The organism is Leisingera sp. F5, from assembly GCF_001593695.1.
This window is the reverse complement of sequence record NZ_LUKH01000006.1, coordinates 105,743-131,451: the sequence shown is the minus strand read 5'-3', so window position 1 is coordinate 131,451 and position 25,709 is coordinate 105,743. Positions and strand designations below refer to the sequence as shown.

The 25,709-nt window shown below is 62.9% G+C and carries 25 protein-coding genes; 20 read left to right on the top strand and 5 right to left on the bottom strand.

The genetic code is table 11. The features are described from left to right. The first annotated feature begins 140 nt into the window (after positions 1–140). Positions 141–380 carry a YdcH family protein gene (locus A2I95_RS05530; RefSeq protein WP_291728631.1) on the top strand — a complete coding sequence of 80 codons (240 nt, stop codon included), beginning with the start codon at positions 141–143 and terminating at the stop codon, positions 378–380. Between the two features lie 248 nt (positions 381–628). Here the strand turns inward: A2I95_RS05530 and A2I95_RS05525 are convergent, their stop codons facing one another. Both A2I95_RS05525 and A2I95_RS05520 read right to left on the bottom strand, forming a co-directional pair. Next, complete coding sequence (locus A2I95_RS05525) at positions 629–2,017, bottom strand: short-chain fatty acyl-CoA regulator family protein (protein WP_291728629.1); 1,389 nt, start codon at positions 2,015–2,017, stop codon at positions 629–631. Positions 2,018–2,091: 74 nt separating this feature from the next. After that, positions 2,092–3,303 carry a multidrug effflux MFS transporter gene (locus A2I95_RS05520; RefSeq protein ID WP_291728627.1) on the bottom strand — a complete coding sequence of 404 codons (1,212 nt, stop codon included), beginning with the start codon at positions 3,301–3,303 and terminating at the stop codon, positions 2,092–2,094. 182 nt (positions 3,304–3,485) lie between these two features. Here A2I95_RS05520 and A2I95_RS05515 point away from each other — a divergent pair, with 182 nt between their 5' ends. From A2I95_RS05515 to A2I95_RS05480, 8 genes are all read left to right on the top strand, one after another. After that, entirely contained in the window at positions 3,486–6,260 is a 2,775-nt protein-coding gene (locus A2I95_RS05515; RefSeq protein ID WP_291728626.1) for a hypothetical protein, read from the top strand. Continuing rightward, positions 6,257–6,640: a hypothetical protein gene (locus A2I95_RS05510; RefSeq protein ID WP_027259467.1), complete on the top strand. Its 384-nt coding sequence runs from the start codon at positions 6,257–6,259 to the stop codon at positions 6,638–6,640. The genes A2I95_RS05515 and A2I95_RS05510 overlap by 4 nt, the downstream gene beginning before the upstream one ends. A gap of 20 nt (positions 6,641–6,660) precedes the next feature. Continuing rightward, positions 6,661–7,896, top strand: a complete 1,236-nt coding sequence (locus A2I95_RS05505) for a hypothetical protein (protein WP_291728625.1) — start codon at positions 6,661–6,663, stop codon at positions 7,894–7,896. Between the two features lie 167 nt (positions 7,897–8,063). After that, positions 8,064–9,596 carry an acyl-CoA carboxylase subunit beta gene (locus A2I95_RS05500; protein ID WP_291728624.1) on the top strand — a complete coding sequence of 511 codons (1,533 nt, stop codon included), beginning with the start codon at positions 8,064–8,066 and terminating at the stop codon, positions 9,594–9,596. A 79-nt stretch (positions 9,597–9,675) separates the two neighbouring features. Continuing rightward, on the top strand, positions 9,676–10,104 hold the full coding sequence (locus A2I95_RS05495; protein ID WP_291728623.1) for a hypothetical protein: 429 nt from the start codon (positions 9,676–9,678) through the stop codon (positions 10,102–10,104). Between the two features lie 119 nt (positions 10,105–10,223). Then, positions 10,224–10,604, top strand: a complete 381-nt coding sequence (locus A2I95_RS05490; protein ID WP_367150889.1) for a DUF6497 family protein — start codon at positions 10,224–10,226, stop codon at positions 10,602–10,604. 214 nt (positions 10,605–10,818) lie between these two features. Next, the gene (locus A2I95_RS05485; RefSeq protein WP_024089507.1) at positions 10,819–10,959 is read left to right on the top strand and encodes a hypothetical protein; all 141 of its coding nucleotides are present in this window, start codon (positions 10,819–10,821) and stop codon (positions 10,957–10,959) included. Positions 10,960–11,028: 69 nt separating this feature from the next. Then, positions 11,029–11,373, top strand: a complete 345-nt coding sequence (locus A2I95_RS05480) for a hypothetical protein (RefSeq protein ID WP_291728621.1) — start codon at positions 11,029–11,031, stop codon at positions 11,371–11,373. A gap of 95 nt (positions 11,374–11,468) precedes the next feature. Here the strand turns inward: A2I95_RS05480 and A2I95_RS05475 are convergent, their stop codons facing one another. After that, positions 11,469–12,611 carry a DcaP family trimeric outer membrane transporter gene (locus tag A2I95_RS05475; protein ID WP_291728620.1) on the bottom strand — a complete coding sequence of 381 codons (1,143 nt, stop codon included), beginning with the start codon at positions 12,609–12,611 and terminating at the stop codon, positions 11,469–11,471. 677 nt (positions 12,612–13,288) lie between these two features. Between A2I95_RS05475 and A2I95_RS05470 the strand changes: the two genes are divergently transcribed. The 3 genes from A2I95_RS05470 to A2I95_RS05460 all read left to right on the top strand — a co-directional run bounded on the left by A2I95_RS05470 (position 13,289) and on the right by A2I95_RS05460 (position 16,326). Continuing rightward, positions 13,289–13,492: a hypothetical protein gene (locus A2I95_RS05470; protein WP_129370421.1), complete on the top strand. Its 204-nt coding sequence runs from the start codon at positions 13,289–13,291 to the stop codon at positions 13,490–13,492. 137 nt (positions 13,493–13,629) lie between these two features. Beyond that, on the top strand, positions 13,630–15,675 hold the full coding sequence (locus tag A2I95_RS05465; RefSeq protein WP_291728619.1) for an acetyl/propionyl/methylcrotonyl-CoA carboxylase subunit alpha: 2,046 nt from the start codon (positions 13,630–13,632) through the stop codon (positions 15,673–15,675). A gap of 159 nt (positions 15,676–15,834) precedes the next feature. Next, positions 15,835–16,326, top strand: coding sequence for a hypothetical protein (locus tag A2I95_RS05460; RefSeq protein ID WP_291728618.1), 492 nt, complete (start codon positions 15,835–15,837; stop codon positions 16,324–16,326). Between the two features lie 22 nt (positions 16,327–16,348). On the opposite strand, the gene A2I95_RS05455 is transcribed toward A2I95_RS05460, so the two are convergent. Then, entirely contained in the window at positions 16,349–16,783 is a 435-nt protein-coding gene (locus tag A2I95_RS05455; protein WP_291728617.1) for a DUF4174 domain-containing protein, read from the bottom strand. Positions 16,784–16,960: 177 nt separating this feature from the next. On the opposite strand from A2I95_RS05455, the gene A2I95_RS05450 reads away from it, so the two are divergent. Further along, the gene (locus tag A2I95_RS05450; protein ID WP_291728616.1) at positions 16,961–17,893 is read left to right on the top strand and encodes a hypothetical protein; all 933 of its coding nucleotides are present in this window, start codon (positions 16,961–16,963) and stop codon (positions 17,891–17,893) included. Continuing rightward, positions 17,859–19,988, top strand: coding sequence for a methylmalonyl-CoA mutase (scpA, locus tag A2I95_RS05445; RefSeq protein ID WP_291728615.1), 2,130 nt, complete (start codon positions 17,859–17,861; stop codon positions 19,986–19,988). Before A2I95_RS05450 ends, scpA begins: the two co-directional genes overlap by 35 nt. A 110-nt stretch (positions 19,989–20,098) precedes the next feature. On the opposite strand, the gene A2I95_RS05440 is transcribed toward scpA, so the two are convergent. Further along, positions 20,099–21,115 (bottom strand): hypothetical protein, encoded by a 1,017-nt coding sequence (locus tag A2I95_RS05440; RefSeq protein ID WP_291728614.1) that lies wholly within the window; start codon positions 21,113–21,115, stop codon positions 20,099–20,101. 73 nt (positions 21,116–21,188) lie between these two features. On the opposite strand from A2I95_RS05440, the gene A2I95_RS05435 reads away from it, so the two are divergent. The 6 genes from A2I95_RS05435 to A2I95_RS05410 all read left to right on the top strand — a co-directional run bounded on the left by A2I95_RS05435 (position 21,189) and on the right by A2I95_RS05410 (position 25,701). Beyond that, the gene (locus A2I95_RS05435) at positions 21,189–21,797 is read left to right on the top strand and encodes a VOC family protein (protein WP_291728613.1); all 609 of its coding nucleotides are present in this window, start codon (positions 21,189–21,191) and stop codon (positions 21,795–21,797) included. Further along, positions 21,794–22,315, top strand: coding sequence for a GNAT family N-acetyltransferase (locus tag A2I95_RS05430; RefSeq protein WP_291728612.1), 522 nt, complete (start codon positions 21,794–21,796; stop codon positions 22,313–22,315). The genes A2I95_RS05435 and A2I95_RS05430 overlap by 4 nt, the downstream gene beginning before the upstream one ends. 9 nt (positions 22,316–22,324) lie before the next feature. Next, the gene (locus A2I95_RS05425) at positions 22,325–23,023 is read left to right on the top strand and encodes a molecular chaperone DjiA (RefSeq protein WP_291728611.1); all 699 of its coding nucleotides are present in this window, start codon (positions 22,325–22,327) and stop codon (positions 23,021–23,023) included. Then, positions 23,004–23,999: an endonuclease/exonuclease/phosphatase family protein gene (locus tag A2I95_RS05420; protein WP_291728610.1), complete on the top strand. Its 996-nt coding sequence runs from the start codon at positions 23,004–23,006 to the stop codon at positions 23,997–23,999. The genes A2I95_RS05425 and A2I95_RS05420 overlap by 20 nt, the downstream gene beginning before the upstream one ends. A 137-nt stretch (positions 24,000–24,136) precedes the next feature. Then, entirely contained in the window at positions 24,137–25,207 is a 1,071-nt protein-coding gene (locus A2I95_RS05415; protein ID WP_291728609.1) for a serine hydrolase, read from the top strand. Positions 25,208–25,320: 113 nt separating this feature from the next. Then, on the top strand, positions 25,321–25,701 hold the full coding sequence (locus tag A2I95_RS05410; RefSeq protein ID WP_291728608.1) for a hypothetical protein: 381 nt from the start codon (positions 25,321–25,323) through the stop codon (positions 25,699–25,701). Positions 25,702–25,709 lie beyond the last annotated feature (8 nt).

The following is a 25,709-nucleotide window of genomic DNA, read 5'->3' as shown; positions in this document are numbered from 1 at the left end:
TTTTGAAATTCCGGCCTGAGATTGGGCCTGAAATCAGGCCTGAAAATCAGCGTGTTTGCCGCATCTTTTGATCCGCGTCAAAGTGGCGGGGCAGCGCTGGGCATAACCTGCAACCGACCCTAGGAAAAAGGAGCGAGCAGGTGTCCAATACCCCCCATGAACTGGCCGAAGAATTCCCCGAAAAGGCCGCGCAGATCAGCCGGCTGAAACAGGCAGATGCCCATTTCGCCAAGCTGTCGGACGAATACCACGCGGTGAACCGTGCCGTGCACCGGGCGGAAACCAACGTGGAGCCGGTGAGTTCTGATGCCGAAACCGGCCTGCGCAAACAACGCGCCGCGCTGAAGGACGAGATCTGGGGCATCCTGTCGAAGGCGTGAAGGCTGTGAATTAGCAGAGTAGGAGGAGGGGTATCAACGGTACCCCTCTCTTTTGCAAATGCCTTTGTCCGCTTGGCAGACACGGGCGAAGCCGCTCTTGCGGCATTGGCGCATGTGCTTTGCTGGTATAAAGCGGCAGCGACCAGCGTAACGGCGCCATCCCGCAAGCAGTTGCCCGCCCGGCGCCAAGGATTTTTTGAAAATCCTTGGCAATTTTCTTCATAAGAAAATTGCGCCTTCAGCCGCCCTCAGCTCACCTCATACGGCAGCACACCGCGCTGGTCCGTGTTGATTGTCAGCCGCCGCTCCAGCGGTGGAACCGAGCGCTGGTGGCAGTCCTTGCGCTCGCAGATCCGGCAGGAAATGCCGATCGGCTCATAGGCGCTGTCCTGGCTCACATCCATTCCGTCCGCATAGACCAGCGCATCCGCGTGGCGCACCTCGCATCCCAGCGCAATCGCATAGCGCCGCACCGGCGCGCCGAACGAGCCGCCGGGCTTGGACACGTCCCGCGCCAGCGAGATATAGCGCACCCCGTCCGGCGTTTCCGCCAGCTGGCGCAGGAACCGGCCCGGGGTCTCAAACGCCCGGTGCACGTTCCACAGCGGGCAGGCGCCGCCGAAACGGGCAAACTGCAGCCGCGTCGCCGAGTGCCGCTTGGTGATCGTGCCGGCCTGGTCGACGCGCACGAAAAAGAACGGCACCCCCTTGGCGCCGGGCCGCTGCAGGGTCGACAGCCGGTGCGAGATCTGCTCGATCGAGGCGCCAAAGCGGATCGCCAGCAGCTCCAGGTCATGGCGGCAGGCCTGCGCTGCCTCCAGGAACCGTTTGTAGGGCATCAGCGCGGCGCCGGCGAAATAATTGGCAAGGCCGATCTTGGCGATGGCGCGGGCCTCCTCGCTTTGAAACTTTGCAAAATCCAGCGTCGCTTCCAGCAGCGCATTCTGGCGCAGCAGCGCCACCTGCAGCAGCATCTGAAACAGCTGCGTCTGCGGGGCTGAGCGGTTGGACAGATTCAGCACGCCTGTCTCCGCATCAAAACTGCGCAAGCCTTCCATTTCGGACTGGCGCACGGTCACACCGCCGCGCTCCAGCTCGGCCACGGCAGCGGCGCGAATATCGCTGGTGGCGGCAAAATGCTCTGCCGCGTGGTCCACAGCATCTATGTAATTGTCGCAGTAATGGAAGAAATCGCGCACCTCTTCCCAGGGGCTGGCCTGAATGCGCGCGTCCTCGCGCCCCAGTGCCTCGTCCAGCGAGGCCAGCCGCTCATGGGTTTGCCGGTAGGCCCGGTGCAGCGACAGAAACGCCCGCGCCAGAGCCGGCGCGTTCGAGGCTGTCAGCCGCAGATCCGCCAGCGGCGGCGCGTCGTCGGCAAACACCGGATCCGCCATCGCCTCGCGCATGTCGCTGACCAGCCGTTCGCTGTCTCCAGCGCTCAGCTCGGTCACATCCATGCCGAACTCCTGCGCCAGTGCCAGCACCACGGTGGTCGAGACCGGGCGGTTGTTGTTCTCCATCTGGTTCAGATAGGGCAGGGAGACCCCCAGCTTGGCGGCAAAATCCTTTTGCGTCAGCTCCAGCCGCTGCCGCATTTCGCGCAGCTTGGCGCCGGCGTATAGTTTCTGGGTGGCCATGGGCGTGCCTTTGCAAACTCAATTCTTGCGAATGGTATAATTGCAAACCCGGCCCCGCAAGCCCGCGGCGGTGCTCATGCGCCGATCTGCCGCTCCCGCCGGACCACCAGCAGGATTGCAACCAGCCCGCACATTGCGGTGCCGAACATGATCGCCAAGAGCGGCACCGCGGTTGATCCCGGCACCAGCAGCATGCCCGCAAAGGCGCTGAGCGCTGCCCCCGCGCCGATCATGATCGCTCCGCTAAGGCCGGATGCTGTTCCCGCCAGATGCGGGCGGACAGAGATGGCGCCCGCAGTGGCATTGGGGATTGCCATGCCGTTGCCCAGGCCGACAAAACACATGAGGCCAAAGAAGGTGTACACGTTGTCGGCGCCTGCCATCGCGATCAGCAGCGACAGCAGCACCCCGCCGCCATTGATTATACAGCCCCACAGCACCATGCGGTTGACCCCGATCCGGGTGGAAAACCGCCCCGAGATGAAGTTGCCGGCAAAATAGCCCACTGCCGGGGTGGAGAAATAGACCCCCAGCTCTGCCGTGCTCAGGCCATAGACCTCGGTGCCGACAAAGGGCGCGCCGCCCAGGTAAGCAAAGAAGGCGCCTGACGCGAGGCCCGAGGACAGTGAATAGCCCCAGAACCGGGGCGAACGCAGCAGCTCCGGATATTCACGGAACTGCGCCATCAGCGTCTTACCGCTTTTGTGGGCCGTCTCTCCGAAATCGGTGAAGGTGATGGCCAGCGTCGCTGCACCGACCAGGAACAGCAGCCAGAAGTTGGCCTGCCAGCCCATCCACTGATCCAGGAAACCGCCGATTGCGGGGCCGATCATCGGCACGATTGCCATGCCCATGGTGACATAGCCGATCATGCTGGCAGCTTGGTTGGTGTCATACATGTCGCGCACCGCAGCCCGGCTCAGCACCATGGTTGCAGCCACCACCGTCTGTGCGATGCGGAACAGCAGGAACGCCTCGGCTGTCGGCGCATAGATGCAACCAAGGGTTGCCAGCAGGAACAGCACGATGCTGACCAGGATCACCGGCCGCCGCCCCATCTGGTCCGAGATCGGCCCGACAAAGATCTGCACCACCGCATTGCCCGCCAGATACAGCGCCACCGACAGCTGCATCACCCGGTAATCGACGGCATAATACTCGGCCATCCCCGCCAGCGACGGCAGATGCAGGTTCATGCCAAGCGCCGACAGGCCTGCCAGCAGGATCAGGGTGAAAATGCGCGGAGGCGTCCGCTGGCCGGACACGCGGGAATTATATGTGGACATACCATCCGGTTAGAGCAGTCCGCCGCCCTTGTCCATCAGTCCTCTGCGCGGCTGGGCATAAGGTTGCCGCAGCGTCAAAAGACTCTTGCATGAAATTCACCGCCTCACCTATGGTTGCTTAAGCACTGCATTTTTCCCCGCGTTTCCCGAAGGCTTGGCCTTTAAATCTGTTGAGGTGGCACATGGCCAATACCCCTGATCCGCTTGCCAACAATCCGGCCATCCGGCAATGGGCCGAACGGTTTTACAGCCTCAAGGCTTGGGATATGCCGGACCTCCCCGATCCGGGGGATGAGGACGTGGACAACCGGCGCAAGGCGGCCCTGACGGAGCTGAACAAGATTGCCATTCCCGCTGACCTCAGCTCAGGCGCGCGGCGCAGCCTGGCGGGCGGGCGCAAGGCGCTGAAAAAGGAAGTCCTCAGCGCGGCTGAGGCCGGCGCCTTTGACAAGATCGACAGCGATATCACGGATCTGGCCAGCCAGATTGCCGCGCAGCAGGCCGTTGCGGCAGCGCGGGACAAGGCGCGGGCCGCCCTGGCCGCGGCAGAGGATAAGTTCGCATCGGTGCGCGACAGTCTGGATCAGGGCGCCTTTACCTATGTGGAGGGCCTGATCAAGGCGGCGCAGAAAGCCATGGCTGCCGCCGTCACCGGCACCGATTTCGAGGCGGTGGAGGCATCGGCCAAGGACATCTCGGCCAAGGCCGAGACCGCCAATACCTATGGCATCTTCTTCGACAATTGGACGCATGCCACGCTGTCGCTGATCAACGCGATGGCCGGCGTCGCCAAGGACACTGCCGAAGCCGCCCGCGACACGCAGATGAAGATCGCCGCCGGCCATTCCAAGGCCGGGGATTTCGGTGCCGCCAAAGCCGCGCTGGAAGCCTGGAAAACCAATCTGGGCGATGAGGATGATCTGGCAGAGGCTCTCAGCTTTGCGGCGCTGATGGACGACTATATGGCGAAGTCTCATGCGCGCTGCGAGTTTATCCTCGCCAGTGCGGTGCCGGACGCCAGGGATTTCCGCAATCACCTGAAAAACGTCAAGAAGAAAGCCTATAAGGAACAGAAGTTCGGCGAGGCCAAGGTGCTGCTGCAGGAATTGATCGACTACAGCACCAAAGACCGCGGCAAGCTGGCCCGCTACATGCAGGGCTTTGACGGCTCCCTGCGTGCGGATGAGGGGTTCCGCAACGCCTTGGCGGCGGCGGATACCAAGCAGAAATTCAAGGGCACCAATGATCCCGCAGGTGCGCAGACGGATCTGAAGGTCTGGGAAAAGGCCAACCGGGCCCTGATGCGCAAAAGCCATTCCAAACAGATCGTCAAGGCGCTGGAAAAGAAATACGACGCCCTGAAAAAGGTGCTGGCAGAGCCCGAGCTGAGCGACCTGACCACCACCTGGGACGCGCATAAACTGCTGGCCGATGCGGATAATTTCGACAAGAAAACCGGCGCGCCGCAGTATCATGTTAAGCTCAACCAGCTGTTCCAGCTTGAAAAAGTGGTGGATGACCGGCGCGAGATGGCACAGATCCTGGCCCGGCACCCAGGCGCTGCGGGATATGATTTCCTGAAACCAGTGACGGATGCCATCACGGCGCAGAAATACCCCGAAGCCATTGCTGCCGTGCCTGCCGCGCTGGCGCTTTTGCGCGCAATGCCGGCCTATCTGACCGCCAAACAGGCCGCCGAAGATCTGCTTGCAGTGCTGCCCGGCGATGCGGATGCTCTGAAGGGCACGCTGGATGACGCGATCAAGGCTGCGGAACTCACAGCCCGCGGCGGTGATCCGGCCAAGGCAGCAGGTGATCTGCAGACAGTTCTGGATGGCACCGACTTCATGGATCTGGTGCTGGCCATGGCCGACTACCGCGCCAAGCTGGCCAAGGTCGAAAAACAGCACGACCGGACCAAGAAATACCTCAAACTGCCGGCCGCAGAGAGCAAACTGGACGATGCCCTGCAGGCGGCCAAGGACCGGGCCGGAACCGACAGGGAATACGGCGACGCCTTCCTGATGCTGGACACCCATGAAAAGCTGCTGGCGACGGTCAGGCCGATGGCCACAGCCCGTTTCCAGGTGCAGGGCATCATCGGGGCGCTGAAACGCGCGGGCTTGGAGGCAGAAAAACTGGATCCGCTGGAGGTCCGGGTGTCCGCTGCCGAGGATGAGGCAAAGAAGCCGGACTTTGAAAAGGCCAAGACCGCCTTTGACGGCATCCGCACCGACCTCAAAGGGCTGAGCAATGAAGCGGCCGAAGCCTATGAAATGCTGGACGGTGTCGGCAGCAACGCAGGCCATTCTCTCGACCGCCACGGCCCGGACGTCAGCGACGAGGACCTGATCATCCGCCTGAAAACCGGCAAGCCGCCCAATGCGCATTCCGACGATGAACGCTCCTACACTGGCGCGTCTTCCAAGTTCCACAGCCCGCAGGACTGGCTGGCAGGCCGAGAGATTGCTGCTGAGGCGGCATTGGCCAAAGGTGTCGATATCACTGAAACCGAAATGACATTCACCGGCGATCCGCTGACCGATCCCGATGAAAGCGCCGATTTCACCGTCGAGCACGGGCGCCCCATCGACAAGGCTTATATCGGCCACAAGAAACAGGTGCGCTCCGATGACAACGGCGAGCCGATCGCTGATAAGACCTATGAAAGCTTCGAGGAGGTCGAAGGCCTGACCCGCGCCTATGTGAACTTCATCTGGGAGCCGGAAAAACTGCCGGCGGAAACCACGGATCATCCCGATCCCGGGACGGTCTATGATGAAGAAAAAGCGCAGGATAACGCGGACTATGTGACGAAATACACCACCCGCCATAACGCCCCCCCGGCCAAAATACCGGGCCGCTGGGTGATGATGCAGCAATACCCGGTCGCTGATGGCTGGGATAACGAGACCAAGACCTACACCAATGGCAATCCGGGGAACATGATCCCATGAAAATCCGCAAGGAACTGATCGCGGGCTACCTGCGGCTGCTGACCATGGGCCGGGCGGTCAATGCTCCCGATCCGATGGCTGACCTGGCCCAGTTCGACGCCGACATCCGCAGCATGCACAAACGCGCCTACAAGGAGGGCAACCTCGACTGGCTGCGGCTGGCGCTGGACTCGCTGATCGCCAGCCCTGCCGGGCGCATCGGCCAGTTCGCAGGCCAGCAATACCCGTTTGACGATGCTGAACTGCAGGCGCTGTTCCGCCGTGCTTACGGGATGATCTGGCCCGACCAGCCGCTGTCCGAGCCGGGCGACGAGGCCGATCTCGATTTTGTGGAAATGAGCGCTGAGGACTGGGATGCCTTCACCGGCACCGCCAGCTAGGAGCCAGCAAGGAGACTGCCATGCCTGACCAGGCTTTTGACGCCGACGCCGTCCTGAAACTGCTGAAAAAGGCCAAGGCCTCCGGCAAGGAGCTGCCGTTTGCCTTTGGCCTTGCTGGCAAGCCTGAAGACTGCGGGCTGATGATCGACCTGCGCAAGCCCGGCAAGGTGCTGCGCGGCGATCTGAAAAAGGCGCCGGGGATCAAGAAATCCTGCTTTGGCACACTGCGGGTTGAGGAAAACGAAGTTTTCCTGCAGCCGGAAAAGCCGCTGAAGGGCATCGTCAAGCAGCTGAAGAAAAAGTTCATGAAGGAGGGCATGGTCAAGTTCAAGCCGGTCCTGGTCGGCCCGGACGGCGGCGTCATCGACGAAGACAGCCTGCCGGATGACGACGGCGACACCGCAGAGACCAGCCCCGAAACCTCTCCCGCCGAGGGAAACACGCCTGATGCAGGTGATGCTGCTGCCTTGAAAACCCGCATCGCAGCCGCGGCTGAGGCAATCAAGGCGCTGGGCAATCCGGACTTGGCGGGCAAGCTGGCGCCGGAAGTCAAAGCCAGCGTGAAATTGCTGGGGCAGGGTGATCACGACGCTTGCGCGGCGCGGCTGGACCGGCTTGAGGCGGCGCTTGCCAAACTGGGCGGTCAGCCCAAGCCGCCGCCTGCAGACCCGGCCCAATCCGAACAGGCCGCAAAACTGGGTAAGCTGCTGACCGCTCAGGCGGCCAAGCTTAAATCCCTGCCGCCGGAACAGGCGGCGCCTTTGGCCGAACAGGCCCGCACCATCGCGGCCAGTCTGAAATCCGGCGCGCTGCCCGAGGCTGCGGAGGGGCTCAAAGCGCTGATCAAAGCGATTGAGGCACCGGCGGAGACGGACCAGCCCGCGGCGGACCCAATGGAAATCTGGCAGGCGGCCAAGGAGGACGTGGACCGCGGTGTCTCCGGCCTGCAGGACGCGCTGAAATCCCAGAACCACCCGGTACTGGCGCAAATCGCCGATGCCGGACTGGCCGGTGTCACCGATGGCAACCAGACCGCGCTGATGAAGGCGCTGTTCGAAATGAAATCAGCCACTGGCGACGCCCGCAAAAAGGCCGCGCAGGCCCTGCTGGCTCAGATCGCCGCCTACCTGAAATTCCTCAAGGACGACCCGGTGATCGCGATGGTCGAAGATAACCCCTTTGGCGTTAAGGCCCCGGTCAAAACGCCGCTGACCAATGCCCTGCGGCAGATGGCCGAGATCGCCAAAGCCGCCTGACGCTGCTCATCCGGCCCCGGGGAAGGGCCGGTATCCGAGCTGAAACTTTGCTGATTTACTGGTTTGCATCCTACGTATGCAAACGATTTGCAAATTTGCGATAATGTTCTTTGGCTTCGCCGCAGCGCAATATATGGTCCCGGTGAAATCTACAGGGGACATGTGCCATGAAAGACATCCTTTCCGAGCTGGAAGACCGCCGCCAGGACGCGCGGCTGGGCGGCGGCCAGCGCCGCATTGATGCGCAGCACGGCCGCGGCAAGCTGACAGCCCGCGAACGGATCGAACTCTTGCTGGACGAAGACAGCTTTGAAGAGTTCGACATGTTCATCAGTCACCGCTGCACCGATTTCGGCATGGAAGACAACAGGCCGTACGGCGACGGCGTGGTGACCGGCTGGGGCACCATTAACGGCCGCCAGGTCTATGTGTTCTCGCAGGACTTCACCGTGCTGGGCGGCTCGGTCTCTGCCACTCACGCCCAGAAGATCTGCAAGATCATGGATATGGCGGTGCAAAACGGCGCGCCGGTGATCGGCATCAACGATTCCGGCGGCGCCCGGATCCAGGAAGGCGTCGACGCGCTGGCAGGCTACGCCGAGATCTTCCAGCGCAACATCATGGCCTCTGGGGTGATCCCGCAGATCTCCGTCATCATGGGGCCCTGTGCCGGCGGCGCGGTATATTCACCTGCAATGACCGACTTCATCTTCATGGTCAAAGACACGTCCTACATGTTCGTGACCGGCCCGGACGTGGTGAAAACCGTGACCAACGAGGTGGTGACCGCTGAGGAGCTGGGCGGCGCCTCCACCCACACCAAGAAGTCCTCTGTCGCCGACGGCGCCTTTGAAAACGACGTCGAGGCGCTGGCCGAAGTCCGCCGCCTGGTCGACTTCCTGCCGCTTAACAACCAGGAAAAGCCCCCGGTGCGCCCGTTCTTTGACGAACCGGGCCGCATCGAGACCAGCCTCGATACCCTGATCCCGGATAACCCCAACAGCCCCTACGACATGAAGGAGCTGATCACCAAAGTGGCGGATGAGGGCGACTTTTACGAGATCCAGGAAGATTTCGCCAAGAACATCATCACCGGTTTCATCCGCCTTGAGGGTCAGACCGTCGGCATCGTTGCCAACCAGCCGATGGTGCTGGCGGGCTGCCTCGACATCGACTCCAGCCGCAAAGCCGCCCGTTTTGTGCGCTTCTGCGACTGTTTCGAGATCCCGATCCTGACCTTTGTCGACGTGCCGGGCTTCCTGCCGGGCACCAGCCAGGAATACGGCGGCGTCATCAAGCACGGCGCCAAGCTGCTGTTTGCTTACGGCGAAGCCACCGTGCCAAAAGTCACCGTGATCACCCGCAAGGCCTATGGCGGCGCCTATGACGTGATGGCCTCCAAGCACCTGCGCGGCGATTTCAACTATGCCTGGCCGACCGCCGAAATCGCGGTGATGGGTGCCAAGGGCGCAACCGAGATCATCCACCGCGCCGACCTCAAGGATGCGGACAAAATCGCGGCCCACGCCAAGGACTATGAAGACCGCTTCGCCAACCCCTTTGTGGCGGCGGAACGCGGCTTCATCGACGAGGTGATCATGCCCCAGTCCACCCGCCGCCGCGTCTCCCGCGCGTTTGCATCTTTGCGCGGCAAGCAGCTGAAGAACCCGTGGAAAAAACACGACAACATTCCGCTGTAAGGCAAATGTTGAGCGGGGGCTGTCTGCCCCCGCACCCCCGAAGGTATTTTTAACCAGAAAGAAGAGGGAGGCTTCGGATTTGCGCAGCAACCGTTGGCATATCACACCGGATGAAGGAGGGCTGACGCTGTCGCGCCGTTTGCCTGCGCAGTTCGATGTGGCGGCGGAAACCCTGCTGCCTGCCGCTGATCCGCTGCGGCTGGCGCATCAGATCCGTCAGGACATGTGGCGGCGGCTGCAAGGCTTGCGGGGCTTCTCCCCGGTGGTGGAAATCACGGCCAAGGGTCAAGGCTTGCGGGTCCGTGCGGGCGGGCAGGTGACGGGCCGGGTGCCCTCCAATGCGGCCGGGCTGATTGCGGATGTGCTGGAAAACCCCGCCAACCGGGACCGCTGGCTGCGCCATGCCGCGCCGCGCCGAGGCGCAACATGCCTGAAAACCGGGTCAAATGCGAAGAATGCGCCCGAAATTGCGGCAAAAATTGACATGAAGGACGAATCAGTCTCATGATCCGCGTCAGCCGAATTCAGACAGCGCGCGCGTTGAGCGCTGCGCCAGCAGCCCCGGCCGGAGGAGCCTGGGAAACCGGGGGCCGGGGTTGCGGATTTTTGGCGGCTGTTCCCTTTGCATTGTCCGCTTTGACCGCTGCTGCGGCTGAGCCGGTTGCGGTTCCCTCGGGCCAGCCCGTGACCCTGGCCGAGGTGCTGCTGGATGACGCGCCAGGGCAGGCGGGCCAGGCAGGCTCAATCTGGGTGCGGTTCCGCTTTGTTGCGCCGGAAATCGCCCGCGAAACCGGCACTGTCAGCTATGACGCTGCAGCCCCCGACATGGACCACCTGTGCGAAACCCAGGCGCTGCCGTATCTGGCCGAACACCGGATTACCGCAGCCAAGGTGGTTATTTCGCTGTCGGACCGGACCGTGCCCTTTGGCGCGCAGGACCCTGCCGCCACCCAGTTTTTCGAAGCCTACCGCCCCGAATCCACGGGCTGCATGTGGGAGGCTTTCTGATGCATCCACAACATCTTGCGGGGCGAACTTCAGATCGGCGGATTCTTGCGGCATTGCAGCCACAGCGCTGTCAATTGCCGCTATTGCCATGTGACTCGGATGCAAACCCCGTTATCCTTGGCGCGGGCGGCCCGCGGGCTGCCTTCACATTGAGGTTGAGGCACGCGGAGGCTGAAGCTCCCGCAGGTTTCGCATTTTTTATCAGGAGACAGAAATGTCCAAGAGCATCAAGCTTATCGCCCTGGCAGGCCTGCTGGCCGCCGTCACTGCCTGCGCCCAGCAGGAAGAAGAATTTGTCGTGGTCGAGCCCGAGCCGATCTCGCAAGAGCCGGAATTCACCGGCAAGTACAAGTAACGACCACAAGGGTCCGGCCCTGCGGCCGGCCCTTACCCGCCCGCAGGGTGCCGGACAGGAGGCACCCAAATGCTGAAACACCGCGGGTTCCCGGGCCGTATGCCTGGCACCGATTTCCAATTCACCGTCCGCCGCCCCAATCCCAAGGGGGTCACACCGCTGACCCGGCGCGAGCGCTATGCCGACCGCAAACACGTCGACCGGCGCGTCGACGCCATGTTCATGCAGGCGCTGTGGGAGCAGTTCGGCGATCAGCCGTTCGAGCGCGGCAATCTGGACGCCGGCCGTCTCAGCTGGCTGTTCGGCCGCGAGGTGATCCCGGCCGAGGATCCGTTCGACCCGGCCAGCTATGAGGCGCTGCTGGTCATTGACGTGGCCGTCGCGCAGGCGTCTTTCCCGGACGCATTCACCTGATGGCGCGGCCCTGGACGCATATCACGGATCAGGCACCGCGGATCGCTCCGCGATGCCTGCCGCTGCGTCCGGGGCGCCGCCCGTCACTGGTTCTGTCAGAAGTTCAGCTGCACCGCCAGCTGCACCCGGTCGCCGTCAAAGGTATTGCCGGAAACCGCGTCATTGCGCTCGCCAAAGATGTATTCAGCGCTCAGCGTCAGATTGTCGGTGGGGTTGAAGAAGGCATTGACGTGAATGGTCTCCAGCTCGGTGAAAGACAGCGTGCCCGTAGAGGTTGGCAGATCATAGTCCTCGCGCCCGTAGCCGATGCCGACGTTCCATTTGTCGCCGATGTCCTGGCGGAACTCGAGGGTGTATCCCTCCACGTCGTTGGCCTGGCCGCCGACCACCGCATCGCCCAGCCCGATCAGCAGCGGCCCCAAGGCCTCGCCGTCAACATAGGTCGCCTGGAACAAACCGCCTTGCCAGGGCGCGATGGAGCCGGAGAGGGTGACACCAGTCTGATCAACGTCAACGCCGCCGCTTTGGACGGTGCCGGCAAGGCCCGCTACACGCGCGGTGAACAGATCGTTGCTGTACTGGAACGCTGCTGTGGCCACCGGATCGCTGGAGGCGGCAGTGTTTTCCTCCAGCGACAGGCTGTAGTCGAAACCGTCGCCAAAGCTGTTGCTGTAGCGGACCTGCGGCACCCGGGCAAAGGCGATGCCGACCGGCCCGTTGAATTCCACACTGGCGGGGTACTGGCCCAACGGCATGAAGTTGGTCCAGGTCTGGCCGATCAGCCAGTGATCGCCGATCTGCACATTTGCGTGGCGCAACCGCAGCTCAGAGGTGCCGCCCGAGGCGAACAGGTCAAACTCCAGCTGGCCCTGCAGGGTGCCGATGCCGCTTTCGGTGGTGGTGCGGATGCCCAGCCGCGACTGACGCACGGTGGCGCCGAAATCGCCGTCGGTGGCATTCACCGGCTCGCCGATATTGTTGACAAAGGCCGTGTCACCCTGGACGAAGTCGAAATCATAAAAGAAATCGGCCTTGACATAGCCGTAGATGTCGACCGCGGTATTGCCCAGGCGGAAGTCGCCGGGCGCGCCGGTCACCTGCTGGTTCTCCGCTTCCAGCACCTCGACCCGGTTGCGCAGCTCTTGCAGCTCGGACTGCGTATCCGCCTGGGCCAGGCCTGCGCTGCCGGCAAGTGCAGCAGCAGCCAGGGCGAAGCGCCCTCTATGCACTTTGTTCATGGGGTTATCCCTCCTCCTTATGTGTCGTGCAGCCAGACTCCCACGTGTGCAAACAGGGGGGAAATGACTTCAAAGAGAGCCGCCGTGAGGATTTACGCCAGAAAAAGTGCGGAATTTTCACGGGCTGGTCACGCTGCAGTGTTTGCGCAGGCCAAGGTACTGGCGGGGCTGCAAATCTCCGCGCCGGTCCGGCGCTGCCGTTCACAGCGCTTTGACGGCCGCTTGTCGGGCCGAACAGCACAGCGTCAGGGTTGTAACGGCGATGTGACAGGGCTGACGCGGCCCTGCGCCACTGCCCGTCCGGCGGTGCGTGATTTCGGCGTGAAATCGCACAGCTGCCGCGCAATTCAGCAGGAATCTGCCCAAATCCGCAGCCTTGCATTTCAGGGGCTTACAGCAGCGCCGGGGCTGTGCATCGTGGGTCAAGCAGCGCAGCCACGCTGCTGTGCCGAGCATCTGTTCCGGCCCCTTCGCCTGAACGGGCAGGTCTGCGCCCCCATCCGCGGCCTGCCCGTCTTTTATCCCCTTCAGGCGCCGGCGGAAGCTTGCCGTATATCCCCCCCAATGCGGCAAGCCTCCGCCCAACTGAAGGGCCGTGCCTGCACTGCATTGCGCGGCCGCGCCCTGGCTGCAAATTCCGCAGGGACACTGACGTCCCCGGAAGAAGGAAACTGGACATGCGGGCAAAAACTTTCATCGCGGCCCTGTCGCTCTGCGGCTTTGCGGCGGCCTGCGGCGACACCACTGGCGAACGTATCGTATACGGTGCAGGCGCAGGTGCCGCAGGCGCTGCGCTGCTGGACGGCAGCCTGGTCACCGGCGCAGCCGTCGGCGTCGCCGCAAACCTGGTCTATTGCCAGCAAAACCCCCGCAAGTGCTAAGGCCGCTGTTGCTGCCGCTGCACTGCTGAACACCCGGCCCGCTGCGGCCGGTGCATATATCGCGCAAACGCCGTGCCTGGGTCTGCCCCGGGCGCGGCGTTTTGCATTCCTGAATACCAAGGAACAAGGGACTGCCTATGTTTGATAAGATCCTGATCGCCAACCGGGGCGAGATCGCCTGCCGCGTGATCAAAACCGCGCGGAAAATGGGCATCAAGACGGTTGCCATCTACTCCGACGCCGACAAGCAGGCCCTGCATGTGCAAATGGCCGACGAGGCTGTCCACATCGGCCCGCCGCCCGCCAACCAGTCCTATATCGTCATCGACAAGGTGATGGAGGCGATCCGCGCAACCGGCGCCCAGGCGGTGCATCCGGGCTATGGCTTCCTGTCGGAAAACTCCAAATTCGCCGAGGCCCTGGCCGCCGAAGGCGTCGCCTTTGTCGGCCCCCCGGTCGGCGCGATCGAAAGCATGGGCGACAAGATCACCTCCAAGAAAATCGCCCAGGAGGCAGGCGTCAGCACCGTGCCCGGCTACATGGGGCTGATCGCAGACGCGGACGAGGCGGTGAAGATCTCCAACCAGATCGGCTATCCGGTGATGATCAAAGCCTCCGCCGGCGGCGGCGGCAAGGGCATGCGGATCGCCTGGAACGACGAAGAGGCCCGCGAAGGTTTCCAGTCCTCCAAGAACGAGGCCGCGAACTCCTTTGGCGACGACCGGATCTTCATCGAGAAGTTCGTCACCCAGCCGCGCCACATCGAAATCCAGGTGCTCTGCGACACCCACGGCAACGGCATTTACCTGGGCGAGCGTGAATGCTCGATCCAGCGCCGCAACCAGAAAGTCGTCGAAGAGGCCCCGTCGCCGTTCCTCGACGAAGACACCCGCAAAGCCATGGGTGAACAGGCCGTGGCCTTGGCCAAGGCGGTTGGCTATGCCTCGGCGGGCACCGTGGAATTCATCGTTGATGGCGACAAAAACTTCTACTTCCTGGAAATGAACACCCGCCTGCAGGTGGAACATCCGGTGACCGAACTGATCACCGGCGTTGACCTGGTGGAACAGATGATCCGGGTTGCCGACGGCGGTGAGCTGCCGCTGCGTCAGGAAGACGTCAAACTCACCGGCTGGGCGATTGAAAACCGCCTCTATGCCGAGGACCCGTACCGCGGTTTCCTGCCCTCCATCGGCCGCCTGTCGCGCTACCGCCCGCCGGCAGAGACAGCCGCAGGCCCGTTGTTGGAAAACGGCAAGTGGCAGGGCGATGCTCCCGCAGGCGAGGCCGCCGTGCGCAATGACACCGGCGTCTACGAGGGCGGCGAGATCTCGATGTACTACGACCCGATGATCGCCAAGCTCTGCACCTGGGCCCCGACCCGGGACGCGGCGATCGACGCCATGCGCATCGCGCTCGACAGCTTCGAGGTGGAGGGCATCGGCCACAACCTGCCGTTCCTGTCTGCGGTGATGGACCACCCGATCTTCATCGACGGCACCATGACCACCGCCTTTATCGAAGAACAGTACCCCGAGGGTTTCGAGGGCGTCGAACTGCCCGAGGCGGACCTGCGCAAGATCGCGGCCTCCTGCGCTGCTATGCACCGGGTTGCCGAAATCCGCCGCACCCGCGTGTCGGGCCGGATGGACAACCATGAACGCAAGGTCGGCACCGATTGGAGCGTCTCGCTGCAGGGACAGTCCTACAATGTGGTGATTGATGCCGACCGCGACGGCGCCACCGTGCGGTTTGACGATGGTGCCGAACTGCGGGTTGCCTCTGATTGGACACCGGGTGATCAGCTGGCAACTGTTGACGTGGATGGCGAGATCCTGGTTCTGAAGACCGGCAAGGTCACCCAGGGATTCCGCATCCGCTCCCGCGGGGCGGATTTGAAGGTGCATGTGCGCACGCCGCGTCAGGCGGAACTGGCACATCTGATGCCGGAAAAGGTCGCGCCGGACACCTCCAAAATGCTCCTGTGCCCGATGCCCGGCCTCATTGTGAAAGTCGACGTCGAAGTGGGGCAGGAGGTTCAGGAGGGCCAGGCCCTTTGCACCATCGAGGCGATGAAGATGGAAAACATCCTGCGCGCCGAGAAAAAGGGCGTGGTGTCCAAGATCAACGCGGGTGCCGGCGACAGCCTGGCGGTCGACGATGTGATCATGGAATTCGAATAATGCACCACGGGGCAGGCATATGCGCGGGCGGGCAGGCGGTTTTTTCCGCCGGCACCCGCATGCCTGCCCCGGACCGCATGGCGCCATGCACGAAATCTTCAGGAATCTCTGCCATTCTGCCTGGGTTGAACTTCCTCAAGGTGCTGCATGTTCCGTTTAATGACCGGTCTGCTTTCGGGCATTCTCTTGCTGACGGGCTGCACGCTCGACAAGGAAGAGGAGGTGCGCGTGCTGCTGTCCGATTGGACCGAGCTGGGCGAAACCTTCTTTTTCCAATCCTCGTCCACCTGCACCGCTGCGGTGTTTCATACAACGGAACAGCCGCGGATCACCTCGCTGCTGGGCAGGGCACGGTCCGTCAACACGGGCATGAAAATGCTGGCAGACGGCAAGCCGGTTGTGTTCCGGGTGGCAGGAAAGTCCCCCAATGCGGTGACCGAAGCGATCATGTCGCGGGATCTGCCGCAGGGCATCGGAATTCTGAATTCAGGCCTGGCCGGCGTCAATTGCATGAGCGAGATCGTAAAAGGCGTTTACTACCGGGCCATCCTGAACCCGCAATCCAATCTCGTCTTTGTGCCGGACACCCATGCCATGGTTGTGCTCGACAAACAGGCGATGGCGCTGATCTACGTCCGCGGCAACAGCTGACAGCGGGCGCTGCCGGGCCTGTTCAGCCGCCGCGCCGCTCTTCCACTTCGCGCAGGCGTTCCGGGAACTTATCGATGGTGCGGGACAATTCGCGTGCCGTCCAAGGGTGCGGTTTGCGCAGCTTCACACCGCCGTCCTTGCCGACCAGAACCAGCATGAACCCGCGCGGCCGCAGCTTTTTGCGCAGCGCGGATTTGGCCGCCGGGTCGGTGTCGGTCAGCACCACCACATCGCGGTCCTTCAGCGTCTCGGCGCCTTGCATCAGACGCTCCATCTGCTCGTGGAAGCGCGGATCTTCCGGGCTGTCGGCAAACACCACCACCGGGCGGTGCGTCCACTGGAAATCGTCCAGGTCCGCGTCGTACCCGGGCCGGACCCAATCAGGCGCACTGCCGTCGGCCGCCAGGGCCGCAAGCGGAAGAAAACCTGCCAAAACAACGGTTAGGATTGCTCTCATGATCTCTCCTGTCCCGTTGAATATATGTGCCGCGGCGGCAAATGCGACCGGGAAATCCGGCACTTGGCCAAAAAACATCATCGTTAACGGGATAATGAGGGGTTGCCGGCCATGATTGTGCCATTCCCCTTGACCGGGCTGCGGCCTGCGGCCCTCCAGAAGAGGTCCCGAAGCACGATGAAAGTGATCCTTCATACCGGCGCGCACCGCTGCGCCACCACGTCGTTCCAGGAATACATGCGCCAGAATGCCCAAGGGCTTGCCAAACAGGGCATTGGCTTCTGGGGGCCGTTCCGCACCCGCGGGGGCCTGTTCCACGGCATCCAGCCAGGGCCTGCGCGGGTGACCGGCCGCGATCTGGCCCTGCGCGCCCGCGGGCGGCTGCAGATCCAGATTGGCGGTTGCCGTGAACAGGGCGTGCATCAGCTGCTGGTAAGCGAAGAGAACATGATCGGCTCCATCCGCGGCAACCTGCGGCTTGGCGATCTTTACAGCGGAGTGGGGGAGCGGATGGCGCGTTTTTCCCAGGCCTTTGGCAGCGCTGTGACAGACGTGGCGCTCAGCATCCGCAGCCTGGACGGCTACTGGACCTCGGCGCTGGCCTATGCTGTGGCCCGCGGCCACCGGGTGCCCTCTGCGGCGCAGCTCGACCGTCTGGTGCAGGCGCCGCGCAGCTGGCGCGATGTGATCACCGATATTGCCTGCGCGGTGCCCGATGTGCGCCTGCATGTGCTGCCGTTTGAAACCTTCGGCACCAGGCCCGAGGCAGCGCTGACGGCCCTGACCGGGGCAGAGGCGCCGCGCAGCCATGCGCGGGTGCGCCTCAACGCCTCGCTCTGCCTGCAGGACCTGCGCGCCAGCCTGCCGTCCTCCGCGGCGGCCAACCTGCCAGAGGGCTTCGGCCGCTGGCGCCCCTTTGACGACGCGCAGACCGCAATCCTGCGCGAACGCTATGCCGACGACATGATGTGGCTGGCCAGCGGGGCCGACGGCCTCGCCGCGCTGGCACACGACCCGGATAAACAGGCGGCGGGCACGAACCCGCTCCGTATCGCACTGACAAGAGGAAGACCTGATGACAAACAAAGACGAATGGCGGGCTCTGGCTGAGAAAGAGCTGCGCGGACGGGCGGTCGACGACCTCAATTGGCAGACGCTGGAAGGCATCGAGGTCAAGCCGCTCTATACCGAAGACGACACCAAGGACCTGCCGCATATGGGCACGCTGCCCGGTGTCGGCCCGTTCACCCGCGGCGTGAAAGCCACCATGTATGCCGGCCGCCCCTGGACCATCCGCCAGTATGCGGGCTTCTCCACCGCCGAGGAATCCAACGCTTTCTACCGCCGCAACCTGGCCGCCGGCCAGCAGGGTGTGTCGGTCGCCTTCGATCTTGCCACCCACCGCGGCTATGACAGCGACCACCCCCGCGTGGTCGGCGATGTCGGCAAGGCAGGCGTGGCGATTGACAGCGTCGAGGACATGAAAATCCTGTTCGACGGCATCCCGCTGGACAAGGTCTCGGTCTCGATGACCATGAACGGCGCGGTGATCCCGGTCTTGGCTTCTTTCATCGTCGCGGGCGAAGAGCAGGGCCACGACAAGAGCCTGCTTGCGGGCACCATTCAGAACGACATTCTGAAGGAGTTCATGGTCCGCAACACCTATATCTATCCGCCGAAACCCTCGATGCGGATCATCTCGGACATTATCGAATACACCTCGAACGAGATGCCGAAGTTCAACTCCATCTCGATCTCCGGCTACCACATGCAGGAGGCCGGCGCGAACCTGGTGCAGGAGCTGGCCTATACCATCGCCGACGGCCGCGAATACGTGCGTGCTGCGCTGGATGCCGGCATGGACGTGGACAAGTTCGCAGGGCGCCTGTCGTTCTTCTTTGCGATCGGCATGAACTTCTTCATGGAAATCGCCAAGCTGCGCGCCGCCCGCACCCTGTGGCACCGGGTGATGACCGAATTCGGCGCCAAGTCCGAACGCTCCAAGATGCTGCGCACCCATTGCCAGACCTCGGGCGTCTCCTTGCAGGAACAGGATCCCTATAACAACGTGATCCGCACCGCTTACGAGGCGATGTCGGCAGTGCTCGGCGGCACGCAATCGCTGCACACCAACGCGCTGGACGAAGCCATCGCGCTGCCCACCGATTTCTCCGCCCGCATCGCCCGCAACACCCAGCTGGTGCTGCAGGAGGAAACCGGCGTCACCAATGTGGTCGACCCGCTGGCCGGCTCCTACTACGTCGAAAGCCTCACCAACGATCTCATCGAACAGGCCTGGGCGCTGATCGAAGAGGTCGAGGAGATGGGCGGCATGACCAAGGCGGTTGAATCCGGCATGCCCAAGCTGCGCATCGAAGAAAGCGCCGCCCGCCGCCAGGCCATGATCGACCGCGGCGAAGAAGTGGTGGTTGGAGTCAACAAGTACCGCAAGGACAAGGAAGACCCGATCGACATCCTGGATGTCGACAACCACGCGGTGCGCGACGCCCAGATCGCCCGTCTGCAGAAGATGCGCGATACCCGCGACGAGGCCGCCTGCCAGGCCGCCCTCGATGAACTCACCCGCCGCGCCCAGGCGGGCAGCGGCAACCTGTTGGAAGCCGCAGTCGAAGCTGCCCGCGCGCGGGCCTCAGTCGGAGAGATCTCCATGGCGATGGAAAAGGAATTCGGCCGCCACCGTGCGGAAGTGAAGACTTTGGCAGGCGTCTATGGCGCCGCTTACGAGGGTGACGAGGGCTTTGCCGCGATCCAGAAATCGATCGAGGATTTCGCCGAAGAAGAGGGCCGCCGCCCGCGCCTGCTGGTGGTGAAGATGGGCCAGGACGGCCACGACCGCGGCGCCAAGGTGATCGCGACGGCCTTTGCCGACATCGGCTTTGACGTCGACGTGGGCCCGCTGTTCCAGACCCCTGCCGAGGCCGCACAGGATGCAATCGACAACGACGTCCACGTGATCGGCATCTCCAGCCAGGCTGCGGGCCACAAAACCCTCGCGCCGCAGCTGGTCGAGGCGCTGAAAGCTGAAGGCGCAGGCGACGTTATCGTGATTTGCGGCGGCGTGATCCCGCAGCAGGATTACGAGTTCCTGTACTCAAAAGGCGTCAAGGCGATCTTCGGCCCCGGCACCAACATCCCGGAAGCCGCCCAGGACATCCTGCGCCTGATCCGCGAAGCGCGCAGCTGAACAGAGCAGGGGGGCTGTCTGCCCCCCTGGCCCCCCGGGGGTATTTTTGACCAGAAAGAAGGGGGCGGCGCGTCTTTTTGGGTCCGGATGCGGTTTTGCGGAGGCGCGGGCTACCCGCCCCAGCCAAGAGAGACGTTATTGCCGCGATCGAAACAGTGGTAGTTCGGAAACTGCGGATCGAAGGCGTTCTTTTCATACAGATACCTGAACGCGGCGTGAAATGCGCTCCGGGCTGGCGCCGGAAGACGGCTGTAGCCGCGCCACTGTCTTTTGAAGCTGAACTCAGCGTTTGACCGCTCATCCAAAGTGCGGACCGCATCCAGCAGCAGAATTGCGGTGCTGGGGAGCCAGCCGGTGTGCCTTTGGACATGAGAGACCAATTCAATAACCTCGGCAGGAAACCGCAATTCATTCGGCGGGTAAGCCAGTGCCGGGCTGTTCAGCAGATCGAAAAGGGCGCTTTTGTGCTCTTCGATGTCCATTCCAAAATCCGCTGCGGCGACGCATTCGATTTCAGCCGGGGTCATGCTCCTGGCAATTGGGGTCAGCATCTCTTCTGCTTCAGTCCGGTCCCGGGTGAGCAAGTCTTCCTCTGAAGGCCTGCAATCATCCGGCAGCAGGCAATGGTGCCGCAACCGCTCGAACCCGTTCATCAATGCGGCCCGGACAGGCGGTGCCGAGGTTCGGTAATGGCCGCTGTAATCCTCCCAAAGCCAGCTCAGATCCTGGGCGTATTCCCGGTTCGCAAGTGCATTCTTAATCAAGGCCGACGTGGCAGTCAGGAAGGCGTTATAGTGGACTTCGGGAGAAACAGCTGCCATCCAAAGCGCGTCTCTTAGGGTTTGTGAGCATTGCGTGCCGGAAGACGGTGACGGTTCCCGCAGGAATTGGGTCAGTTCCTCCAGAAGCGCGTTGTTTCCTTGCGTGATCGGGAAGACAGAGTCCGGCCCAAGGAATCTGTGCACCCGGTAAAGGTCCGTCAGGGCCTGGTATGTTCTGAAGTCGAACGGACTCATTGAAGGACGCACTTTGGTTGAGAAACACAATGTATTGGGCTGAAGTCCAGCACAATTATAGGGTGAGTTCCAGACCTCAAACGGGGGAACGCGGAAATCCCTGAACGTCAATCCAGCCGCAATTCCAGCCTTGCACACCGCGGCCCCGCCGGTAGTCTCTGGCGCCAAAGGGGAGGGCGCGCAAATGATACTTGATCACCTGGCTGTGGCAGGCGAAACGCTGGAAGAGGCCGTAACGCATACCGAAGAGGCCCTCGGCGTCCCGCTTGGTCCCGGCGGCGCGCATGCGCGCTATGGCACACATAACCGTCTCATTGGGCTGGAGGACGGGCTGTATCTTGAGGCCATCGCCATCGCCCCCAATGCCCGGCCGCAGGAACAGCCGCGCTGGTTCAATCTCGACCGGTTCAACGGTCCTGCACGGCTCAGCAATTGGATCCTGCGCAGCCAGGACCTGGAAGCGGAGAAACCCCTGCTGCCGCCCCATGCGCGGCGCCATGTGCAGATGCAGCGCGGGGACCTCAGCTGGCTGATGACCGTGCCTGCGGACGGGCTGCTGCCCTATGACAACATCTTTCCCGCCGTCCTGCAGTGGCAGGCAGAGCCGCCGGCAGGCAAGCTGCCGCAGTCACACTGCCGTCTGACCCGCCTGATCCTCAGCCACCCGGAGGCCAAAGATCTGCAAGCCGCGCTGGACCGCATCCTCGCCGACCCGCGGATCAAGGTGGAGCCGGGGGCACCTGCCATGATTGCGGAATTCGACACGCCCCATGGCAAAAGGCAGCTCAGATGATCATCCGCCCCGCCCGCGAAGAAGACGCCGAAGCCGTCTGCGCCATTGCCAATTGGGTGATCCGCGACACGCTGGCGACCTTCAACACCGTTGAAAAGACACCGGAGCAGGTCCGGGATCAGATCACCGCCAGCGACGGCGCCTATCTGGTGGCGGAGCAGAATGGCGAAATCCTCGGCCACGCGTATTTCTTCCCGTTCCGCTCCGGCCCCGGCTACCGCTTTACCGCGGAACACACCATCCACCTGCTGCCCGCTGGGCAAGACCAGGGTGCAGGCCGCAAGCTGATGCAGGCGCTGGAGGAGAAGGCGAAAGCAGCGCAGATCCATGTGCTGATCGCCAGCGTCAGCAGCGCTAATCCTGCGGCCATTGGTTTTCACGCCGCCCTGGGATATGCGGAAACCGCCCGGATGCCGGAACTGGGCTGCAAGAACGGCCGCTGGCTCGACACTGTTTTCATGCAGAAAATCCTGACACCGGGTATTCCCGCCCCTGACAATCCCGGCAAAGACGCATAGGCTGATCCCATGTCACTCTGGACCCGCATATCCGACGCGCTGGCAGCCCTTGCTGCAGGCGAAAGCCTGTCTGAAGTCTTCGACCGCCTGCGCGCCCCGCCTGAACGCACCGTGGCTTTTGCCATTGCCGTCATTGCCCTTGGCGCCAAGATGGCCAAGGCCGACGGCCAGGTCACCCGCGACGAGGTCACCGCCTTCCGCGAGGTGTTCCAGATCGCCCGCGATGACGAAACCGGCGCTGCCCGCGTCTTTGACATGGCGCGCACCGATGTGGCCGGTTACCAGGAATACGCCCGCCGCATCCACAGCATGTTTGCCGATGACCCCACCACCCTGTGCGACCTGATGGAGGGGCTGTTCCACATCGCTATGGCGGATGGGTTCTATCACCCCGGCGAAAATGAGTTCCTCGAAGAGGTAAGCCGCATCTTCGGCCAGACGCCGCAGCAGTTCCAGGCGCTTAGGGCGCGATTTGTGCCGGATGCGCCCAAGGACCCCTATACTGTGCTGGGCGTCAGCCCCGATATGGCCAAGGACGAGATCCGCAAACACTGGCGCAAGCTGGTGCGCGACACCCACCCGGATGCGATGATCGCCCGCGGCGTGCCGGAAGAGGCGGTGCGGCTGGCGGAGAAGCGGATGACCGACATCAACCGCGCCTGGGACGAAATCAACGGATGCTGCGGCAATGCGGCTGGCAACCTATAATATCGAATGGTTCGCCAGCCTGTTTGATGCAGAGGATAATTTGCTGCTCGACGGCGAACGTTCCTCCCGCCACGGGGTAGACCGCTATACCCAGGGCCACGCCATCGCCCATGTGTTGCGTCGCATCGATGCCGATGCGGTTATGGTGGTGGAGGCGCCCAATACCGGGCGCAGCCAGCGCACCACAAGGGCGCTGGAGCGCTTTGCAGCAGAAGCCGGCCTCAGGGCGCGCGAAGCGGTAAGCGGCTTTCCCAACGACACCCAGCAGGAAATTGCGCTGCTGTTTGATCCGGATGTTCTGGACGCCCGCCACGATGCCCGTTCCACGGCGGATGCACCGCAGTTTGACGGCGCGTTCGGCATCGATCTGGACGTTGACGCCCAGGCCGATCAGGTGCGGTTTTCCAAACCGCCGCTGGAACTGGCGGTGACCACCAAAAGCGGCACGCCGCTGCGGATGATCGGCGCGCATCTGAAATCCAAGGCGCCGCATGGCGCCCGGTCCAAGGATGAGATCACCGCCGTTTCCATCGCCAACCGCCGCAAGCAGCTGGCGCAGGCGATCTGGCTGCACCGCCGGGTCGAGGAGCATACGGCAGCGGGCGAGCATATGGTGGTGATGGGCGACCTCAATGACGGCCCCGGCCTGGACGAATTTGAAAAACTGTTCGGCCAGTCCTCGGTCGAGATCGTGATGGGCAGCCTGCTGAACGACCCCCACGCGCAAAGCCTCTTGCGCCCGCGCGCCACCGCGCTGCCCAGTACGTCCCGGTTCTACAACCCTGAAACCAAACGCTATTTCTGCGCGCTTTTGGACTATGTGATGATCTCGCACAGCCTGATGGGGCTGCGTCCCGAATGGCGTATCTGGCACCCGTTCGAGGATGCGGAATGCTACGCCGATGACGAGATGCGCATGGCACTGCTGAATGCGTCCGACCATTTCCCGGTGACGCTGGATCTTGATCTGGCCTGATGTGTCAGCAGAGGCGTTTTGCTCACTGCTGGCCGCTTCGAAATCCGCCGCGGGTAATTTTCCCGAAAGAGGCTGAAACGGCCACAATTCCGGCCAGATCGCCGTCTAATCCTCCGGTCATTTGATTGGGGGATATTATGGGTCTGCGTAAACTTCTTGCATCTGCACTTCTGCTTGGCGGCTTTGCCTTGGCCGGAACTGGCGTTGTTATGGGGCTGGACGGGCCGCTTGCCACCGCGCTTGATGGTTCCGGCGCAAGAAAGAGCGCAGAACCGCAGGCCGCCGAACCGGTCGGTACAGCCAGGGTTGAGGCCGCCTGGCGCAGCTGGATGGACCGGCATGGCGTGACCAGCAGCAGCCTGGCGATTGGCCGCGATGGGGTGATCCTGCACAGCGCCGGGCAAAAACGCAGCCCGCAAATGGCCTATCCCATGGCCAGCCTGTCCAAGGCGGTCACTGGCATGTGCCTGAACCAGCTGCTGAAAGACGGCCCGTATACATGGCAAAGCACTGTGGCGGATCTGGCGCCCGAATTTGCCAGGATGAACTTTACTCCCGCCGATGAGATGGCAGGCCTCACCCTGGAACAGATCGCCACCCACACCAGCGGGCTGCCGGAGAAGCTGGCTTACGGCAAAATGTCGACGCGTTCCAGGAACCTCAGCAGCCAGCCCACGATGGCCAAGGCCGCATTGAAGGAGGCTGCAAATTTCGGCCCGCGCGGCAGTTATGTCTATTCCAACTCCAATTACGCCATCCTGGGCTTCCTGATCGAGGCGATGTCCGGAAAATACTATGGCGACTACTGCAAGGAGCAGATCATGGTCCCCGCGGGTGCGGATCAGGCCACAGTGGCAGGGCGGATGTCTTATGCCGCCGGCTATGGCGGCTGGGCTTTATCGGTTGAGGATTACGCCCGGTTTGCCATGCATTGGTTCGCCCCCGAACAGCCTTGGATGACGGCACCGGCGCAGTTTGCTTATGACAGATCGGTGCATTACGGCATGGGCGTCCACGTCTTGCCCGCTCATCCGGGAACCTTTGTCCGGCACACCGGCAGATGGACTCATAAGGATCCGCGCAAACCCAACATCGGCGCCCTGTTCTTTGTCCGCCCGGATGGGCTGACGGTTGTTGCCAGCTGGGACGGGTCCTTGGACTGGGATCTGTACAATGAGCTGTTTCAGGACCTGCAGGACGCTGTCTGACCTGCGCAGCCGCGCCGGGAAACAAGCCGAAGGCGCCGGCAGGCGCCCGCCCGGGGCAGCACGGTTGCGCACTCCCCCTGTTACCTCCGGCAAACCAACCCTATATTGGCGCCATGAAACAAATCCTTCTGCCCGCCGCTCTTGTTGCCCTGATGTCCAGCCCGCTCACCGCCCAGGAGGCCGGGGAAGAGGACACCGGCCCCTCGCTGATGGAGCGCGGGGCGGAGCTGTTCTGGGAGGGGCTGCGCGAGGAGATGGCCCCGGCCTTGGACGACCTGCAAGGCATGATGGCAGAGATCGGCCCCTCGATGGCGGAATTCCTCAGCGAAATGGGTCCCGCCCTGGCCGAGATCGCCAGGGAGGTGGAGGATTGGAGCGCCTATGAGCTGCCCGAGATCCTGCCCAACGGCGACATCATCATCCGCAAGAAACCCAAGGACAACGCGCCCGCGGACAAGGACAAGGGTGAAGAAGAAGGCGTCACCGAAATCTGACGCCTGCC

Bases quoted from the DNA above. Each gene is read 5' to 3' on its own strand.
- A2I95_RS05525 (WP_291728629.1), bottom strand. From the start codon at position 2,017: ATGGCCACCCAGAAACTATACGCCGGCGCCAAGCTGCGCGAAATGCGG.
- A2I95_RS05520 (WP_291728627.1), bottom strand. From the start codon at position 3,303: ATGTCCACATATAATTCCCGCGTGTCCGGCCAGCGGACGCCTCCGCGC.
- A2I95_RS05515 (WP_291728626.1), top strand. From the start codon at position 3,486: ATGGCCAATACCCCTGATCCGCTTGCCAACAATCCGGCCATCCGGCAA.
- A2I95_RS05510 (WP_027259467.1), top strand. From the start codon at position 6,257: ATGAAAATCCGCAAGGAACTGATCGCGGGCTACCTGCGGCTGCTGACC.
- A2I95_RS05505 (WP_291728625.1), top strand. From the start codon at position 6,661: ATGCCTGACCAGGCTTTTGACGCCGACGCCGTCCTGAAACTGCTGAAA.
- A2I95_RS05500 (WP_291728624.1), top strand. From the start codon at position 8,064: ATGAAAGACATCCTTTCCGAGCTGGAAGACCGCCGCCAGGACGCGCGG.
- A2I95_RS05485 (WP_024089507.1), top strand. From the start codon at position 10,819: ATGTCCAAGAGCATCAAGCTTATCGCCCTGGCAGGCCTGCTGGCCGCC.
- A2I95_RS05480 (WP_291728621.1), top strand. From the start codon at position 11,029: ATGCTGAAACACCGCGGGTTCCCGGGCCGTATGCCTGGCACCGATTTC.
- A2I95_RS05475 (WP_291728620.1), bottom strand. From the start codon at position 12,611: ATGAACAAAGTGCATAGAGGGCGCTTCGCCCTGGCTGCTGCTGCACTT.
- A2I95_RS05470 (WP_129370421.1), top strand. From the start codon at position 13,289: ATGCGGGCAAAAACTTTCATCGCGGCCCTGTCGCTCTGCGGCTTTGCG.
- A2I95_RS05465 (WP_291728619.1), top strand. From the start codon at position 13,630: ATGTTTGATAAGATCCTGATCGCCAACCGGGGCGAGATCGCCTGCCGC.
- A2I95_RS05460 (WP_291728618.1), top strand. From the start codon at position 15,835: ATGACCGGTCTGCTTTCGGGCATTCTCTTGCTGACGGGCTGCACGCTC.
- A2I95_RS05455 (WP_291728617.1), bottom strand. From the start codon at position 16,783: ATGAGAGCAATCCTAACCGTTGTTTTGGCAGGTTTTCTTCCGCTTGCG.
- A2I95_RS05450 (WP_291728616.1), top strand. From the start codon at position 16,961: ATGAAAGTGATCCTTCATACCGGCGCGCACCGCTGCGCCACCACGTCG.
- scpA (WP_291728615.1), top strand. From the start codon at position 17,859: ATGACAAACAAAGACGAATGGCGGGCTCTGGCTGAGAAAGAGCTGCGC.
- A2I95_RS05435 (WP_291728613.1), top strand. From the start codon at position 21,189: ATGATACTTGATCACCTGGCTGTGGCAGGCGAAACGCTGGAAGAGGCC.
- A2I95_RS05430 (WP_291728612.1), top strand. From the start codon at position 21,794: ATGATCATCCGCCCCGCCCGCGAAGAAGACGCCGAAGCCGTCTGCGCC.
- A2I95_RS05425 (WP_291728611.1), top strand. From the start codon at position 22,325: ATGTCACTCTGGACCCGCATATCCGACGCGCTGGCAGCCCTTGCTGCA.
- A2I95_RS05420 (WP_291728610.1), top strand. From the start codon at position 23,004: ATGCGGCTGGCAACCTATAATATCGAATGGTTCGCCAGCCTGTTTGAT.
- A2I95_RS05415 (WP_291728609.1), top strand. From the start codon at position 24,137: ATGGGTCTGCGTAAACTTCTTGCATCTGCACTTCTGCTTGGCGGCTTT.
- A2I95_RS05410 (WP_291728608.1), top strand. From the start codon at position 25,321: ATGAAACAAATCCTTCTGCCCGCCGCTCTTGTTGCCCTGATGTCCAGC.